The organism is Achromobacter pulmonis, from assembly GCF_902859765.1.
Classification (GTDB): Bacteria; Pseudomonadota; Gammaproteobacteria; order Burkholderiales; family Burkholderiaceae_B; genus Achromobacter; species Achromobacter pulmonis.
This window is the reverse complement of the sequence record NZ_CADIJV010000014.1, coordinates 60,036-75,364: the sequence shown is the minus strand read 5'-3', so window position 1 is coordinate 75,364 and position 15,329 is coordinate 60,036. Positions and strand designations below refer to the sequence as shown.

General features: G+C 70.5%; 16 protein-coding genes. 11 read left to right on the top strand and 5 right to left on the bottom strand.

Annotated features, from left to right (window positions below; genetic code table 11):
- Positions 1 to 48: 48 nt before the first annotated feature.
- From HV701_RS13860 to HV701_RS13845, 4 genes are all read left to right on the top strand, one after another.
- Positions 49 to 999 (top strand): LysR family transcriptional regulator, encoded by a 951-nt coding sequence (locus HV701_RS13860; protein ID WP_175133596.1) that lies wholly within the window; start codon positions 49 to 51, stop codon positions 997 to 999.
- A gap of 57 nt (positions 1,000 to 1,056) precedes the next feature.
- Positions 1,057 to 1,860, top strand: coding sequence for a glutamate racemase (murI, locus tag HV701_RS13855; RefSeq protein WP_175133595.1), 804 nt, complete (start codon positions 1,057 to 1,059; stop codon positions 1,858 to 1,860).
- A gap of 134 nt (positions 1,861 to 1,994) precedes the next feature.
- A complete protein-coding gene (locus tag HV701_RS13850) occupies positions 1,995 to 2,420 on the top strand; it encodes a universal stress protein (protein WP_175133594.1) in 426 nt (141 codons plus the stop codon).
- 10 nt (positions 2,421 to 2,430) lie between these two features.
- Positions 2,431 to 2,859, top strand: a complete 429-nt coding sequence (locus HV701_RS13845; RefSeq protein WP_175133593.1) for a universal stress protein — start codon at positions 2,431 to 2,433, stop codon at positions 2,857 to 2,859.
- A 28-nt stretch (positions 2,860 to 2,887) separates the two neighbouring features.
- On the opposite strand, the gene HV701_RS13840 is transcribed toward HV701_RS13845, so the two are convergent.
- The 3 genes from HV701_RS13840 to HV701_RS13830 are packed head-to-tail and all read right to left on the bottom strand — an operon-like array spanning position 2,888 to position 5,276.
- Positions 2,888 to 4,270 carry an ATP-binding protein gene (locus HV701_RS13840; RefSeq protein WP_175133592.1) on the bottom strand — a complete coding sequence of 461 codons (1,383 nt, stop codon included), beginning with the start codon at positions 4,268 to 4,270 and terminating at the stop codon, positions 2,888 to 2,890.
- Complete coding sequence (locus HV701_RS13835) at positions 4,267 to 4,929, bottom strand: response regulator transcription factor (RefSeq protein ID WP_175133591.1); 663 nt, start codon at positions 4,927 to 4,929, stop codon at positions 4,267 to 4,269. The genes HV701_RS13840 and HV701_RS13835 overlap by 4 nt, the downstream gene beginning before the upstream one ends.
- Positions 4,929 to 5,276, bottom strand: a complete 348-nt coding sequence (locus HV701_RS13830) for a PepSY domain-containing protein (RefSeq protein WP_175133590.1) — start codon at positions 5,274 to 5,276, stop codon at positions 4,929 to 4,931. Before HV701_RS13830 ends, HV701_RS13835 begins: the two co-directional genes overlap by 1 nt.
- A 194-nt stretch (positions 5,277 to 5,470) precedes the next feature.
- Between HV701_RS13830 and HV701_RS13825 the strand changes: the two genes are divergently transcribed.
- The 7 genes from HV701_RS13825 to HV701_RS13795 all read left to right on the top strand — a co-directional run bounded on the left by HV701_RS13825 (position 5,471) and on the right by HV701_RS13795 (position 13,088).
- Positions 5,471 to 5,791: a PepSY domain-containing protein gene (locus HV701_RS13825; RefSeq protein ID WP_175133589.1), complete on the top strand. Its 321-nt coding sequence runs from the start codon at positions 5,471 to 5,473 to the stop codon at positions 5,789 to 5,791.
- A gap of 10 nt (positions 5,792 to 5,801) precedes the next feature.
- Positions 5,802 to 7,136 (top strand): ferredoxin reductase family protein, encoded by a 1,335-nt coding sequence (locus HV701_RS13820; RefSeq protein ID WP_175133588.1) that lies wholly within the window; start codon positions 5,802 to 5,804, stop codon positions 7,134 to 7,136.
- 72 nt (positions 7,137 to 7,208) lie between these two features.
- Positions 7,209 to 8,534 carry a PQQ-dependent sugar dehydrogenase gene (locus tag HV701_RS13815; protein WP_175133587.1) on the top strand — a complete coding sequence of 442 codons (1,326 nt, stop codon included), beginning with the start codon at positions 7,209 to 7,211 and terminating at the stop codon, positions 8,532 to 8,534.
- A 191-nt stretch (positions 8,535 to 8,725) separates the two neighbouring features.
- The gene (gene azu, locus HV701_RS13810; protein ID WP_175133586.1) at positions 8,726 to 9,178 is read left to right on the top strand and encodes an azurin; all 453 of its coding nucleotides are present in this window, start codon (positions 8,726 to 8,728) and stop codon (positions 9,176 to 9,178) included.
- Between the two features lie 91 nt (positions 9,179 to 9,269).
- Positions 9,270 to 9,974, top strand: a complete 705-nt coding sequence (locus HV701_RS13805; RefSeq protein ID WP_175133585.1) for an SDR family oxidoreductase — start codon at positions 9,270 to 9,272, stop codon at positions 9,972 to 9,974.
- Positions 9,975 to 10,128: 154 nt separating this feature from the next.
- Complete coding sequence (locus HV701_RS13800; RefSeq protein ID WP_175133584.1) at positions 10,129 to 11,691, top strand: DUF1800 domain-containing protein; 1,563 nt, start codon at positions 10,129 to 10,131, stop codon at positions 11,689 to 11,691.
- Positions 11,688 to 13,088 carry a DUF1501 domain-containing protein gene (locus HV701_RS13795; protein ID WP_175133583.1) on the top strand — a complete coding sequence of 467 codons (1,401 nt, stop codon included), beginning with the start codon at positions 11,688 to 11,690 and terminating at the stop codon, positions 13,086 to 13,088. Before HV701_RS13800 ends, HV701_RS13795 begins: the two co-directional genes overlap by 4 nt.
- Here HV701_RS13795 and HV701_RS13790 read toward each other — a convergent pair.
- Both HV701_RS13790 and HV701_RS13785 read right to left on the bottom strand, forming a co-directional pair.
- On the bottom strand, positions 13,045 to 14,013 hold the full coding sequence (locus tag HV701_RS13790; protein ID WP_175133582.1) for a Bug family tripartite tricarboxylate transporter substrate binding protein: 969 nt from the start codon (positions 14,011 to 14,013) through the stop codon (positions 13,045 to 13,047). The two genes, HV701_RS13795 and HV701_RS13790, sit on opposite strands and share 44 nt — an antisense overlap.
- 138 nt (positions 14,014 to 14,151) lie before the next feature.
- A complete protein-coding gene (locus HV701_RS13785; RefSeq protein ID WP_175133581.1) occupies positions 14,152 to 15,285 on the bottom strand; it encodes a 4-oxalomesaconate tautomerase in 1,134 nt (377 codons plus the stop codon).
- Between the last annotated feature and the right edge of the window lie 44 nt (positions 15,286 to 15,329).

The window sequence follows — 15,329 nt, the reverse complement described above, 5'->3', positions numbered from 1 at the left end:
CAGATAATGTCTAATATATGACTGCTTAAACAAACATATCCATTACATATGGCATCCGTCGACCTGCGGCTGTTGCGCTACTTCCTCGCGGTGGCCGAGGAATCCCACTTGACCAAGGCCGCCGCCCGCCTGGGCATTCGCCAGCCGCCCCTGAGCCAGCAGATCCGCGTGCTGGAACAGGAACTGGGCGTCACGCTGTTCCACCGCCTGCCGCGCGGCATGGAGCTGACCGAAAGCGGCCATGCCCTGCTGGCCGATGCCCGCAGCATCCTGGCGCTGGTCGATCAGGCGGTCGACGGCGTGCGGCGCGTGTCGTTGGGCGAGGCCGGCCGGCTGACCGTCGGCTTTACCGGCTCGGCGGCGTTCCACCCTTTCGTGCCCTCGGTGATCCGGCGCTTTCGCGAGAGCGCGCCGCAGGTGCGGCTGGTGCTGGAAGAAAGCAGCACGGGCGAACTGATGCAAGCCGTGCGCGACGGCCGTGTCGACGTGGCCTTCGTGCGCGGCGCCCATGGCGTCGACCGCGGCGTGGCGGTGGAGACCGTGCTGGAGGAAAGCATGCTGGCGGCCTTTCCGGCCGACCATCCCATGGTCAAGGGGCGCCCGCGCAAGCGCATCGCGCTGGCCGAACTGGCCGAGGAATCGTTGATCCTGTATCGCCGCCACAGCGGCCCCGGGCTCTACGACGCCATCATCTCCGCCTGCCGCGCCGCCGGCTTCAGCCCGCGGGTGGCGCAGGAAGCGCCACGCATGCTGTCCACCCTCAGCCTGGTGGCGGCTGGCCTGGGGGTGTCGCTGGTGCCGGCCTCGCTGCGCCGGGTCAACATCGAAGGCGTGGTGTACGTCAATGTCACCGGCCCCGTGGCCATGCGCGCGCCGCTGACCTTGATCTGGCGCGACGCGCCGCTCAGCGGCGCGATCCGCCGCTTGATCGAGGAAGTGCGGGCGCATCGCGCGGCGGCCGGGGACGCGCTCAAGCAGCCGCCGCGCGCGCGCGGCTGAGTTTCCCTGGCGCGGCGGCGCTACACTGGGCGCCTTTTCCTGTCTTTACCGCATCCCATGCAGGACCTCGCTCCCATAGGTGTATATGACTCCGGCGTCGGCGGGCTGAGCGTGCTGCGCGCCATCGGCCAGACCCTGCCGCGCGAACACCTGCTGTACGTGGCCGATTCCGCCCACGTGCCTTATGGCGAGAAAACGCCGGAATACGTGCGGCAGCGCGCGCTGGCCATCGCCGATTACCTGGTGTCGCGCCAGGCCAAGGCCATGGTGGTCGCCTGCAATACCGCCACCGCCGCCGCCATCGCCGCGCTGCGCGCCCGCCATCCCGGACTGGTCATCATCGGCGTGGAACCGGCCATCAAGCCGGCCGCGCACCTGACGCGCAGCGGCGTGGTGGGCGTGTTCGCCACCACCGGCACGCTCGCCAGCGCCAAGTTCGCGGCCCTGGTGCAACGCGAGGCGCCCGAGATCCGCATCCTCTTTCGCCCCTGCCCCGAATGGGTGCTGCAGGTGGAGCGCGGCGACATCCATGGCGCGGCCGCCGCCCGCGTGGCGCAGGAGCCGGTGCGCGAACTGCTGGCCCAGGGCGCGGATACCCTGGTGCTGGGCTGTACCCATTTCCCGTTCCTGCACGACGCGATCCAGGCGGCGGCAGGCCCGGCGGTGCCCTTGCTGGAGACCGGCGGGCCGGTGGCGCGGCGCCTGCGCCACCAATTGCAGCAGCACGGCCGGTTGGCGGCCGCGGGCGCCGGCGCCGTGGAACTGCTGACCACCGGCGATGCCGCCCGGCTCGGCCGCATGGCCGCCTTGTTGCTGGACCTGCCGGCCGCGGCCGCGCAGGTGCCCGCCGACTGGTGTTGACCGGCCAATCCCGCTTCCTTTGATTGCGCGCATCCCGCCGGCCCCCGCCCGGCGGAATAATTGCGTACAGTGGAGTTGTCGCGGCGCCGCCAGGAACGGGCCGCCGCGCGCTCGCGGACAACAAGGAGACGTCGATGAAACGCATTCTGATCCCGGTGGATGGCTCGCAGCATGCCGTCCACGCCGTGCGCGCCATGCTCGAGGCGCGCAGCTACGATCCCGTCGAACAGGTGGCGCTGCTGACCGTGCAGATCCCGCTGCTGGCCGGCAAGATCGGCCGCGGCCTGTCGCAGGCCGATATCGACGCCTATCACCAGGAAGAAGGCGAAGCCGCGCTGGGCGAGGCCCGCGCGCTGCTGACGGCGGCCGGCGTGCCGTTCACCTCGCGCATCGAAACCGGCGCGGTGGCCGAGACCATCGCGCGCATCGCCGACGAGATCGATGCCGACGAGATCTACATGGGCACGCGCGGCCTGGGCTCGGTGGCCTCGCTGTTCATGGGCTCGGTGGCCACCAAAATCCTGCACCTGACGGAACTGCCCGTCACCCTGGTCAAGTAAAGGAGCCGCCATGCTGAACATCCTCGTCCCCGTCGACGGTTCCGACAATGCCAATCGCGCCGTGCTGCATGCGCGCCAGCTGGCCCAGGGCGCGCCCGCGGCGCGCGTCCACCTGCTCAATGTGCAGACGCCGCCGCACGGCCGCGCCGGCCTGTCGCGCCTGGTCACCCAGGACATGATCGACGAATACTACGAACGCGAAGGCCGGCAGGCCGCCGACGCGGCCCGCAAGCTGCTCGAAGTGACCGGCACCGACCACACCTGCCATGTCGAGTTCGGCAACCCGGCGGTGGAGATCCAGGCCTACGCGCGGGACCACCATTGCGCCCGCATCGTCATGGGCACGCGCGGCCACGGCGCGCTGGCCGGCATGCTGATCGGCTCGGTCGCCAACCAGGTGGTGCAGTTGGCCGAGGTGCCGGTGACGCTGGTGCGCTGAACCCCGCCGGCGGGCGCGGGCCGGCCCGTTAGGCGCTGGCCGGCAATGCCGGCAGGGTCAGCGTCACGCGCAGCCCGCCCAGCGGCGACTGCCCGGCGCTGACCTCGCCGCCGTAGGTGCCGGCCAGATCGCGCACGATGTCCAGCCCCAGGCCGGAGCCGGGACGCTGCTCGTCCATGCGCACGCCACGCTCGAAGATGCGTTCGCGCTCGTCCTCGGCGATGCCCGGGCCGTCGTCGTCGATCACGATCCGCAGGCGGTCCGGCGCGGCCGCCCCGGCGCCGATCCGCACGCGCCGCGCCGCCCACTTGCAGGCGTTGTCGAGCAGGTTGCCGACCATCTCCTGCAGATCCTGCTCCTCGCCGCGAAATTCGAGCCCGGCAGGGAATTCGTCCATCTCCAGCGCCAGCCCGCGCGCCGCATACAAGCGCTGCATGACCCGCAACAGCGCCTGCACCGGCGCCCGCAGCGGCGTGCGCCCGCCCGCCGTGCCCGAGGCGGCCGCGGCCCGCGCGCGCGCCAGGTGGTAATCGATCTGGCGCAGCGCCATCGCCACCTGTTCGCGCACCAGGCGGGCGAAGGCGCCGTCCTCGCCCGCCGCCGCATTGCCCATGATGGTCAGCGGCGTCTTGACCGCGTGCGCCAGGTTGCCGGCCTGGGTCCGCGCGCGTTGCACGATGTCGGCGTTGACCGCCAATACCCGGTTGAAATCATCGACCAGCGGCTGGATCTCGCTGGGAAAGCGGCCCTCTATCCGCACACTGTTGCGGCCCTGCTGTGCGGCCAACTGACGCCGCAGCCGCCCCAGCGGCCGCAGCCCCACCACCACCTGCACCACCGCCGCCGCCACCAGGCCGGCCGCCAGCGCGCCCAGCGACAGCAACAGCATGTGATCGAAGCGTTCGATCGGCTCGGCCAGCACCGCGCGGTCGGCGGCCACCACCAGCCGCAGCGTGCCGGCGTTGCTGTCCTCCGGCTTAAGCAGGCGCGTCACCGCGCTCAGGCGGTGCTTCTCGGGACCGACGATGTCATGAAGGCCATCGGCATTGTCGGCCGCGGGCAGCGCCAACACCTGATCCCACAGCGAGCGCGAGCGCGCCACCCCGGCGGCCACCACGCGCCCCTGGTCATCGAGGCGGTCGATCTGCCAATACAGCCCCGACAGCGGCTGCTCCAGACGCGGATCGCTCAGCGGCGAGGCCACCGTGGGACGGCCGTCCGGCGCCACGCTGACCGCCGCCGTCAACTGGTTCATGTGCAGCGCCAGTTCGGCCCGCAACTGTTCGGCGATGTGCTGGCGGAACAGGCTGCCCAGTCCCCATCCGGCCAGCACGATGATCGCCGCGATCCAGGCAAGCGTGCCGGCCAGCATGCGCCAGCGCAGCGACCCCGGTGCGCGCGGCGAGGTCATGGCGGACAGGTGAGCCGGTAGCCGAGTCCGCGCACGGTCTCGATGGTGTCGGCCGGCAGCTTCTTGCGCAGGCGGCCGATGAATACGTCGATGGTGTTGGAATCGCGATCGTGGTCCTGGGCGTAGATGTGCTCGATCAGTTCGCTGCGTGACACGACTTCGCCGGCGTGCTGCATCAGCACGGCCAGCACCTTGAACTCGTGGCTGGTGAGGTTCAGCGGCACGCCATCGACGGTGGCCCGCGCCAGCCGCGTATCGAGCATCAGCGGACCGCAGCGCCATTGCGCGCTGGCATGGGTGCTGTATCGGCGCAGCAGCGCCCGCACGCGCGCCAGCAGTTCCTCCATGTGGAAGGGCTTGGTGAGGTAGTCATCGGCGCCGGCGTCGATGCCGGCGACCTTCTCGTGCCAGTTGGCGCGCGCGGTCAGGATCAGCACCGGCATGCCGCGCCCGGCCGCGCGCCACTGCTTGAGCACCGTCAGGCCGTCCATCACCGGCAGGCCCAGGTCCAGCACCACCACTTCGTAGGTCTCGACCTCGCCCAGGTAGTGGGCGGTGCCGCCGTCCGCCGCGGTATCGACGGTATAGCCGGCGTGGCGCAGCGCCTCGGCCAGTTGCGAGGCCAGGGTCGGTTCGTCTTCGACGACAAGTATGCGCATCAGTGTCGGTTCCGGATTTGGATGTCGCGCCCCTTCATGCCCAGCACCCTGCCGTCGCGCGCGTCGATCTTGAGCTTGACCAGGCTGCCGCCGGGCTGCAGCAGGCGGATTTCGTACAGGAACAGGCCATCGTCCTCTTCGAATTCCACCTTGACCACCTGGCCGGGGAAATCCCGTTCGACGATGTCCAGCACCGACCGCAGCGGCAGCACCTTGCCCGCCTGCAGGGCCTCGCGGGCCCGGTCGTGATCGCGCTCGTCGGCCTGTCCGGCGCCCGGCCCCACGGCCAGCCCCAGCGCCAGTGCCAGGCCGGTCAGCCAGATTGCGATACGAGAGCGTGCGGTCATGGGCATTCTATGGGACGGTCACGTCAGGGTAACCCGGCGCGCGGGGGAAAAACAGGGTGTGCAAGCGCCCCATTTATAGCGCGTCAAACATGAACCTCGGGTGAACGCGCCCTTCAGAACGGGTTCATGCGCCCCCCCGAATAATGACGTCATGGCCGATCCACGGCCTGACGCAACCCTAAGGAGAAAGCAGCATGAACCGCATCCGCAAGACCCTGTCCGTCCTGACCCTTGGCGCCGCCACCGTTGCCGGCGCCGCCGCGCTGGCGCAGACCGCGCCGCAACCTGCGCCGGCCGCCGCCGCGCCCGCCCAGTCCGCGCCCGCCGCGCCGATCCTAACGGTGCGCCAGGTCTATGACACGCTGACCGCCGCGGGCTATCGCAACATCACCGAGATCGAACTCGAACATCAGCGCGCCTATGACGTCAAGGCCGAGAACGCACAAGGCCAGCGCGTGAAGCTGCGCGTGGACGCGCAGACTGGCGCGGTGTTGCGCAGCCGCATCAAGGATTGAGGCCGACGCCATGAAAACCCGTTCCGCCTTGGGTCTCTTCCTGCTGGCGCTGACCGGCGCCTGGGCTGTCGACGCCATCGTGCTGCAGCCAGCGGCCTCCGCCGCCTGGCCCTGGGTGCTGCGCCAGCAGGCGCTGTACCTGACGGGCGTCTGGTCGATCGGCCTGATGTCCCTGATCATGCTGCTGGCGCTGCGCCCGGCCTGGCTGGAAGGGCCGCTGGGCGGCATGGACAAGATCTACCGGCTGCACAAATGGGCCGGCATCCTGGCCATCGGCGCCGGCGCGGCGCACTGGCTGATCAAGCTGGCCAGCACGCCGCTGAAGGCGCTGGTCGGCACCGAGGGCCGGCCCGCGCGCGACGCGGTGCTGACCATGCTGGCGGATTCGCGCGGGCTGGCCAAGGACCTGGGCGAATGGACGCTCTATGCCTTGCTGGCGATGCTGGCGATCACCCTGTGGCGCCGTTTTCCGTACCACGCCTGGCGCATTGTCCATCGCGCCATGCCGCTGGCCTACCTGGTGCTGGTGTTTCACACCCTGGCGCTGGCGCCGGCCTATTACTGGACCGGACCGACCGGCGCACTGCTGCTGCCGCTGATGGCGGGCGGCGCCGGGGCCGCGCTGCTGGCGCTGGCTGGCCGCATCGGCCGCGGCCGGCGCATTGCGGGCCGGGTGACGCGGTTGGTGCAGCGGCCCGGCGACATCCTCGAAGTCACCTGCGAACTCGGCCCCCGCTGGCCGGGCCACGCCGCCGGGCAGTTCGCCTTTGTCACTTTCGACCGGCGCGAAGGCGCGCATCCGTTCACCATCGCCAGCGCACCGCACCCCGGCCGCCACGACGTCACGTTCCAGATCAAGGCGCTGGGCGACTACACCCGGCGCCTGGCCGCCACGCTGCGCGCGGGCGCGCCGGTCACGGTCGAAGGCCCCTACGGCCGCTTCGAACGTCCCGCCGATCCCGCCGCGGGTCCGCAGGTGTGGGTCGCGGGCGGCATCGGCATCACGCCGTTCCTGGCCTGGCTGGAAGCGGCCCGCGACGCGCCCGGCGGCCACCCGCCCGTATGGCTGCACTACTGCGTGCGCGACGCCGGCGCCGACCCCTTCGTCGAGGAGCTGCGGCAACGCTGCGAACGGCTCGACAACGTCACGCTGCACGTGCACAGCGCGGCGCAGGGCCAGCGGCTGGATGCCACCGCCCTGGCGCAGGGCGAAGTGGCCGCCGGCCGGGTCGCCGACGTCTGGTACTGCGGCCCGGCAGGCCTGGCGGCGGCGTTGCGAAAGGGTTTGCGGCGCCTGGGCCGTGGCCGGGTCCATTGGCACCAGGAAGCCTTCGACATGCGCTAGCCGGCGGCGCAACGGCGCGCCGCCTCATCGTATGATGAAGGCTTGCCTACCCCACGCGACTGGAGCCGCCTCATGCGCATTCGATATCTGCTGGTGGCGCTGGCCGCGGCCACCGGCCTGGTGGCCGCCTGCGGCGAAGTCGCGCGCCTGCCGGTCGAGGCCGGCATGGGGCCGCGCCCCGAGCTGCCCGCCCCCAACGCCACCCTGATCCCCACGGTCAACACGGCCAGGGCGGTGGGCTGGCCCGAGTCCGGCCTGCCCACCCCGGCCAGCGGCCTGGCGGTGAGCGCCTATGCCCGAGGCCTGGATCATCCCCGCTGGCTCCATGTGCTGCCGAACGGCGATGTGCTGGTGGCCGAGACCAACGCCCCGCCCAAGCCGCCCGAGGCCTCCGGCGGGCTCAAGGACTGGGTCGCCGGCGTCGTCATGAAGCGTGCCGGCGCGCGCACACCCAGCGCCAACCGCATCACCCTGCTGCGCGGCCTGGGGCCCGACGGCGCGGCGCAGACGCGCACGGTGTTCCTGGAAGGCCTGAATTCGCCGTTCGGCATGGCCCTGGTCGGCGACCAGCTGTATATCGCCAACGCCGACGCGGTGCTGCGCTTTCCCTACCAGACCGGCCAGACCCGCATCAGCGCGCCGGGGGTCAAGGTGACCGACTTGCCGGCGGGCCGCAACCATCACTGGACCAAGAACCTCATTGCCAGCCCGGATGGCGCCAAGCTGTATGCGACGGTCGGTTCGAACAGCAACGTGGGCGAAAACGGCATGGCCGAGGAGGAAGGCCGCGCCGCCATCTGGGAAATCGACATCGCCAGCGGCGCCAAGCGCCTCTACGCCACCGGCCTGCGCAATCCGGTGGGCATGGCCTGGGGGCCGGACGGCCGGACGCTCTGGACCGCGGTGAACGAACGCGACGAACTGGGCAGCGATCTGGTGCCCGACTACATGACCTCGGTGCGCGACGGCGGCTTCTATGGCTGGCCCTACAGCTACTTCGGCCAGCATGTCGACACCCGGGTCAAGCCGCCGCGCCCGGACCTGGTGGCGCGGGCGCTCGTGCCCGATTACGCGCTCGGGCCGCACACCGCCTCGCTGGGGCTGGCCTGGTCCGGCGGCGCCAATCTGCCGGCGCCGTTCCTGCACGGCATGTTCGTCGGTCAGCACGGCTCCTGGAACCGCGATCCGCGCAGCGGCTACAAGGTCATCTTCGTGCCCTTCACCGGCGCGCGCGCCGACGGCCAGGCGCGCGACGTGCTGACGGGGTTCCTCGATGAGGCCGGCCAGGCGCGTGGCCGGCCGGTGGGCGTGGCGCTGGACCGGCAAGGCGCGCTGCTGGTGGCCGATGATGTCGGCAACGCGATCTGGCGCGTCACCGCCGCGGCCCCGGCGCGCTGAAACCACGCCGGCAACGGCACGCCCAGGGCCGCGCCGCGCAATTCACTGGCGCCCGCTTGCGTTGCGTCAAGCCGCTTGCGGGCGCGCGTGCGCCGCCGGGAGTAGACTGGGGCGAGAATACCGCAACGGCCGCGAGGCTCCGTCCGGCGGAGCATGCGGTTCCCCTTCCCCCGATCCCTGGAGGCATGAACATGCTGTTGAAGAATCTCTGCGCCGCGACCATCCTGGCCCTGGCCTCGGCCCCGGTGCTGGCGGCCGAATGTTCGGTCGATATCGCCGGCAACGACCAGATGCAGTTCGACAAGAAGGAAATCACGGTCAGCAAGAGCTGCAAGCAGTTCACCGTGAATCTCACGCACCCCGGCAAGCTGGCCAGGAACGTCATGGGCCACAACTGGGTGTTGACCAAGCAGGCCGACATGCAGGGCGCCGTCAACGACGGCATGGCCGCCGGCCTGGACAACAACTATGTCAAGAAGGACGACGCCCGCGTCATCGCCCACACCAAGGTGATCGGCGGCGGCGAAAGCGATTCCGTCACCTTCGACGTCAGCAAGCTGGCCGCCGGCCAGGACTACGCCTTTTTCTGCTCGTTCCCCGGCCACTTCGCGCTGATGAAGGGCGTGCTCAAGCTGGTCGACTGAGCCTTGCCCTGACGGCCTCGCGGGATCCTCGCGGGGCCGCCGTGCCCACCCCTACAATGGCTTTTTTGCCAATACTCTTGGGGAACGACGCATGAGCACGGATAAAGTGGCCATCATCACCGCCGGCGGCAGCGGCATGGGCGCGGCGGCGGCACGCAAACTGGCGGCCGATGGCTTCCGCGTGGCGATCCTGTCCTCGTCCGGCAAGGGCGAGGCGCTGGCCGCCGAGCTGGGCGGCCTGGGCGTGACCGGATCGAACCGCTCGCCCGAAGACCTGTCGCGGCTGGTGGACACGACCCTGCAGCAATGGGGCCGCGTCGACGCGGTGGTCAACAGCGCCGGCCACGGCCCCAAGGGCCCGCTGCTGGAAATCAGCGACGACGACTGGCACCTGGGCATGGAGTTCTACCTGCTCAATGTGGTGCGCATCGCGCGCCTGGTGGCGCCGGTCATGAAGCAGCAGAAGTCCGGCGCCATCGTCAACATCTCGACCTACGCGACCTTCGAGCCGGAAGCGCTGTTCCCCACGTCCGGCGTGTTCCGCGCCGGCCTGGCTGCGTTCACCAAGGTGTTCGCGGACGAATACGCCCAGCACAATGTACGCATGAACAACGTGTTGCCCGGCTTCATCGACAGCCTGCCGGAAAAGGAAGACCGGCGCGCGCGCATCCCGATGGGCCGCTACGGCACCGCCGCGGAAGTGGCCGACCTGATCGCTTTCCTGGCATCCGACGCCTCGTCGTACATCACCGGACAGAACATCCGCATCGACGGCGGCATCACCCGTTCGGTGTAGTCCGCGCCGCCCGGCCCGCCACCGCGGGCCGGTCTTTCTCCCCGGCGCGCGCTCATGCGAATGGCTTAGTCTCTCATCCGAATGACGGTCTTGAAGCGCCCCCCGGCGCTTCGGTACCGTAGGGGCTCGCATTCGACCCCCCGGGGCTGCCTGCATGTCCGCGTTGCCGTCCGAAGCGGCGCCGGCCGCTTCCTCCCCTCGCCCGCCTCCCACGCCCGGCCAGGCCTCGCGCTTCCTGGCCCAGGCCACCTTCGGCCCGACCCCGGCGCAGATCGACGCCGTGGTGCGCGACGGCTATGCCGCCTGGCTCGACGCGCAACTGGCGCTGCCGCCGTCACAAAGCCATTTCGACTGGCTCTTGCAGCAGGGCAAGGACACCGAGGCCTACAAGGGCAACGGCATCAATGCGCCGCTCGAATCCACGCTGTGGCGCAAGTTCATCAGCGCCGAGGACCAAGTGCGCACGCGCGTGGCGTTCGCGCTGTCGGAGATCTTCGTGGTGGGCGTGGCGTCGATCACCGCCAACTGGCCGCTGTTCGGCGCGGCCGGCTTCATGGACTTGCTGGCCGAGCACGCTTTCGGCCGCTACCAGGACCTGCTCACCGCCGTCACGCGCAACCTGTCGATGGGCTGCATGCTGACCTATCGCGGCAACCGCAAGGAAGACCCCCGCACCGGCCGCCATCCCGACGAGAACTATGCGCGCGAGGTGATGCAGCTGTTCAGCATCGGCCTGATTGAATTGAATCGCGACGGCAGCCCCCGGCTGGCGCATGGCGCGCCGGTAGAGACCTATGGCAACGCCGACGTGCAGGGCCTGGCCAAGGTATTCACCGGCTGGGACCTGGACGGACCGGAGACCGACGTGCAATTCCACCGCCGTCCGATGGCTCTGAACCCGGCACTGCATTCGCTGGCCGAAAAGCGCTTCCTGGGCGCGGTGATTCCGCCCGGCACCGACGGCTACCTGTCGCTTGAACGGGCGATGACGGTGATCAGCGCCCACCCCAATGTCGGCCCGTTCCTCGGCACGCAGCTGATCCAGCGGCTGGTCACCAGCAACCCGAGCCCCGCGTACGTCGACCGGGTGGCGGCCGTGTTCGACAACGACGGCCATGGCGCCCGCGGCAACCTCAAGGCCGTGGTGCGCGCCATACTGCTCGATGACGAGGCGCGCCATCCCGACCTTTCGGCGCCCGGCTGGGGCAAGGTGCGCGAGCCCATCCTGCGCTTTTCCGGCTGGGCGCGGGCCTTCGGCGCGACTTCCACCAACGGCGCCTGGGCCATGCCCGACACCACCGACAACACGATCCGGCTGGCGCAGAGCCCGATGCGCTCGGCCAGCGTGTTCAATTTCTTCCGGCCGCGCTACACCCCGCCGGTCACCGAACTGGCGCGGCGTGGGCTGGTGGCGCCGGAATTGCAGATCACCGACGAAACCAGCGTCGCCGGCTATCTGAACTTCCTGGCCATCTACGTCGATCGCGGCTGGGAGGATCTGCAGACGCGCTATGACGCCGAGATCGCCGTGGCCGGCGACGCCGAGGCGCTGGTGGCGCGGGTGTCGCTGCTGCTGGCCGGCGACGCTTTCAGCGCGACGACCGCGCGCGCCATTGCGCAGGCGGTCGACACCCTGCCGCGCGCGCGGCCCCGCGACCGCGTGCGCGCCGCCATCATGCTGGTGGCGGCCAGCCCCGAATACCTGGTGCAGAAATGAACGCCGACCGCCGCGAATTCCTGCTGCGCGCCTGCGCCCTGGGCGCGAGCCGCGCGGCGGCGCCGCTGGCGCTGAACCTGGCGGCGCTGGGCGCGGCGGCGGCGCAGTCCGCGCCGCCGGGGGACTACAAGGCGCTGGTGTGCGTCTTCCTGTACGGCGGCAATGACCCGTTCAACACCCTGGTGCCTTTCGATCCGGCCGCCTATCGCGCCTACGCCGCGGCGCGAACCGACATCGCGTTGCCGCGCGAGGCGCTGCGGGCCACGGCGCTGCGCGACCCGACGCCCGCCACCGACGGCATGTCGTTCGCGCTGGCCCCGTCCCTGGCGCCGCTGGCGCCGCTGTTCGCGCGCGCAGACATGGCGGCGGTGCTGAACGTCGGCCCGCTGGTGGTCCCCACCAGCAAGGCGGACTACCTCGGCGCGCGGGTGCCGCTGCCGCCGAAGCTGTTCTCGCACAACGACCAGCAGTCATACTGGCAGGCGCTGGCGCCGGAAGGCGCGTCGTCCGGCTGGGCCGGGCGCCTGACGGACCTGTACGCCGGCATCAACACGCGGCGCAGCTTCACCGGCATCACCGCCGGCGGCAACACCGTGCTGCTGGCGGGCCGCCATGTCGCCGGCTACCGGGTCGGCGTGAACGGCTCGACCCGCATCGAGCTGCTGACGCGCGACCTGTATGGTTCCAGCGCCTGCACCGCGCTGCTGCGGCAACTAATCACGCAACCGCGCGAGCACTTGATGGAACGCGAACTGTCGCGCATCGCCGCCCAGTCGATCGACGCCGACACACAGCTGCGGGCAGCCTTGGCGGGCGTGGCGGTGCCCGGCGACTTCGCCTCGCCGCTGGCGCAGCAGCTCAGGATCGTGGCGCGCATCATCGCCGCGCGCCAGGCGCTGGGCGCCCGCCGCCAGGTGTTCTTCGTGTCGCAGAATGGCTATGACAATCACACCGGCCTGAACGACACCCACCCCGCCCTGTTGCAGGAACTGGGCCAGGCGCTGGCCACGTTCCAGGAGGCGCTGGCGGGCCTGGGCGTGGCGCGCCAGGTCACCACCTTCACCGCATCGGAATTCGGCCGCACGCTGGGCTCGAACGGCAACGGCTCGGATCACGGCTGGGGCGCGCACCATTTCGTCCTGGGCGGCGCCGTCAACGGCGGCCGCTGCTACGGCACGCATCCGGCGATCGCGCCCGATGGCCCCGGTTTCGTCGACAACGGCCGGCTGCTGCCGACGCTGGCGGTGGAACAACTAGGCGCGGCGCTGGGCGGCTGGTTCGGCGCCAGCGCCGACGACCTGCGCCTGGTGTTTCCGAACCTGCGCCACTTCGACGCCGCGCCGCTGGCGCTGTTTACAGCGCCGCGTGGATCGTCGACGCCAGCCGCTTCCACTTGACCGCTTCTTCGCGCACGAACGCCGCCAGCTCGGCCGGCGTGCTGGTGCGTACCTCGGCGCCCTGGTCGTCGATCTTGGCGGCCACGGCCGGATCATTGAGCGCGCCATTGAGCGCGCCATTGAGCTTGGCGACGACCTTAGGATCGGCGTTGGCGGGCGCGAACACGGCATACCACTGCGCCACGTCCACGCCCTGCACGCCCAGTTCCGCCAGCGTCGGCATGTCCGGCAGCACCTTGGCGCGCCGCGCGCCGGCCACCCCGAGCGCGCGGATCTTGCCTGACTTCAAGTGCGGATAGGCGCTGAACAGGCTGGGAAACATGACCTGGGTGACGCCGGCCAGCGTATCCGTCATGGCGGGCGCCGATCCCTTGTAGGGAATTTCGAGCATGGCGGCGCCAGTGGCGCGGTTGAACAGTTCGCCCGCCACCGCCGGCGCGGTGCCCGGGCCGGCGGTGGCGTAGCTCAGCCCGTCGGGATGGGCCTGGCCGTACTTGAGCAGGCCGGGCACGTCCTGCACACCGATGCTGCTGGACACCACCATGAGCGTGGGTGAATCGGCCACCATGCCGATGGCGGTGAAATCACGCACCGGGTCGTAGTTGAGCTTCTGCAGCGCGGGGTTGATGCCGTGCGTGCCGATGTAGCCCAGTATCAGCGTATAGCCGTCGGCCGGCTGGCGCGCCACGTAGTCGGACGCGATGGCCCCCTGCGCGCCGGGTTTGTTGACCACGATGACGGTCTGGCCCAGCAGTTCGCCCATCTTCTGTCCGATGACCCGGGCCAGGGTGTCGTTGCCGCCACCGGCGGCGGTGGGCACCACCATGGTGATGGGACGTTCGGGGAATTCGGCATGCGCGGCCTGGCCGCCCAGGGCCAGGCAAAGCGCGGCGGCGCACAGCGCGCCGCGAGAGGGGAAAGCCATGTCATGTCTCCTGACGGTTATGGGGACGGTCTCTGTGGACCGCTGTGTCTCGGTTCGGAAGCGGGTCGGCCCGCTGCCTTCTTGTTTCGGTTCGGCAGGCCGTGAACGGCTTCCGGGTGTGGAATCGGTGACGCCGGTCTAGGCCGCCATCGCGGCGTGCGCCGGCCGCATGGCCGGTTCCTCCCGCGCCGGCACGTAGCGTCCCGGCACGTATAACAGGCCCTTCATGATCTTGCGCGCGGTGCGCACCAGGCCGGCGGCCCGCACCTCGCCGCTGTCCGGGTCCAGCCTGACGTCGATGTCCATGCCGCCCGACGGATGCTCGATGCGCACGCCACGATAGCCCGGGCGCGGGGCTGGCCCGCCGCAATCGTGCGCCACGGTGCCCGCCATCAGGAAAGCGGCGGCCACGCCCACCGCGCCCGTGGCGGCGTGCGCGCGGTGGCAGGCGTGCGGCGTGAAGTAACGCGAACGCACCGACAGAACCGCCGGGTCGCTCCCGGGCGCCAGCAGTACCGGCTTGGGAATCACGCTGTTCGATACGTCCCCCAACCCCATGCGGGCGCCGGCCTCGCGGCGGATACGCTCCAGGCGCGCCAGCAACGCCGGGTTGGCGTCCAGCTCGGCCGGCGATTCGTCGCCGCGCAGGCCGAAGTCGGCGGCGCGCAGCAGCACCATCGGCATGGCCGCGTCGATCAGCGTGGCGGCCACGCCATCCACGGTCTCCTGGCGCAGGCCGGTCGGGAACAGGCGTCCGGTGAGCGCGCCCCAGGCGTCCAGGAAGTTCAGCCGCACCGGCGCGGCGGCGCCCGGCACGCCATCGATGCGCGCATCGCCTTCGTAGGTCAGCCGGCCGCCGGGCGTCTGCACCACCGCCTCGATGACGGCGCCGGTATTGACGTTGTGCACCCGCACCGACGTCTCGCCGTCGGCGGCCGGGATCAGGCCCTCGTCGATGGCGAAGGGCGCGGCGCCCGACAGCATGTTGCCGCAGTTGGGACGGGTGTCGACGCTGGCGCGGTCCACCGACACCTGGGCGAACAGATAGTCGATGTCGCAGCCGGGCCAGGTCGAGCGCGACACGATCGCGACCTTGCTGGTCAGCGAGTTGCCGCCGCCCAGGCCGTCGACCTGCAACGCATGCGGCGAGCCCATCGCCTGCAGCAGCAGCCGGTCGCGCTCGGCGGGGTCCGCGGGCAGCCAGTCGCCCAGAAAAAAGGGGCCGCGGGAAGTGCCGCCGCGCATCAGTACGCAAGGGATGATCGTTTCCATGCGGTGCATTCTGCGACGACGCGGCTATTATTTGAATTGCAACT

What these genes read in the sequence shown, in the direction of transcription:
- HV701_RS13860 (WP_175133596.1), top strand. Translation starts at nt 49, where the DNA reads ATGGCATCCGTCGACCTGCGGCTGTTGCGCTACTTCCTCGCGGTGGCC.
- murI (WP_175133595.1), top strand. Translation starts at nt 1,057, where the DNA reads ATGCAGGACCTCGCTCCCATAGGTGTATATGACTCCGGCGTCGGCGGG.
- HV701_RS13850 (WP_175133594.1), top strand. Translation starts at nt 1,995, where the DNA reads ATGAAACGCATTCTGATCCCGGTGGATGGCTCGCAGCATGCCGTCCAC.
- HV701_RS13845 (WP_175133593.1), top strand. Translation starts at nt 2,431, where the DNA reads ATGCTGAACATCCTCGTCCCCGTCGACGGTTCCGACAATGCCAATCGC.
- HV701_RS13840 (WP_175133592.1), bottom strand. Translation starts at nt 4,270, where the DNA reads ATGACCTCGCCGCGCGCACCGGGGTCGCTGCGCTGGCGCATGCTGGCC.
- HV701_RS13835 (WP_175133591.1), bottom strand. Translation starts at nt 4,929, where the DNA reads ATGCGCATACTTGTCGTCGAAGACGAACCGACCCTGGCCTCGCAACTG.
- HV701_RS13830 (WP_175133590.1), bottom strand. Translation starts at nt 5,276, where the DNA reads ATGACCGCACGCTCTCGTATCGCAATCTGGCTGACCGGCCTGGCACTG.
- HV701_RS13825 (WP_175133589.1), top strand. Translation starts at nt 5,471, where the DNA reads ATGAACCGCATCCGCAAGACCCTGTCCGTCCTGACCCTTGGCGCCGCC.
- HV701_RS13820 (WP_175133588.1), top strand. Translation starts at nt 5,802, where the DNA reads ATGAAAACCCGTTCCGCCTTGGGTCTCTTCCTGCTGGCGCTGACCGGC.
- HV701_RS13815 (WP_175133587.1), top strand. Translation starts at nt 7,209, where the DNA reads ATGCGCATTCGATATCTGCTGGTGGCGCTGGCCGCGGCCACCGGCCTG.
- azu (WP_175133586.1), top strand. Translation starts at nt 8,726, where the DNA reads ATGCTGTTGAAGAATCTCTGCGCCGCGACCATCCTGGCCCTGGCCTCG.
- HV701_RS13805 (WP_175133585.1), top strand. Translation starts at nt 9,270, where the DNA reads ATGAGCACGGATAAAGTGGCCATCATCACCGCCGGCGGCAGCGGCATG.
- HV701_RS13800 (WP_175133584.1), top strand. Translation starts at nt 10,129, where the DNA reads ATGTCCGCGTTGCCGTCCGAAGCGGCGCCGGCCGCTTCCTCCCCTCGC.
- HV701_RS13795 (WP_175133583.1), top strand. Translation starts at nt 11,688, where the DNA reads ATGAACGCCGACCGCCGCGAATTCCTGCTGCGCGCCTGCGCCCTGGGC.
- HV701_RS13790 (WP_175133582.1), bottom strand. Translation starts at nt 14,013, where the DNA reads ATGGCTTTCCCCTCTCGCGGCGCGCTGTGCGCCGCCGCGCTTTGCCTG.
- HV701_RS13785 (WP_175133581.1), bottom strand. Translation starts at nt 15,285, where the DNA reads ATGGAAACGATCATCCCTTGCGTACTGATGCGCGGCGGCACTTCCCGC.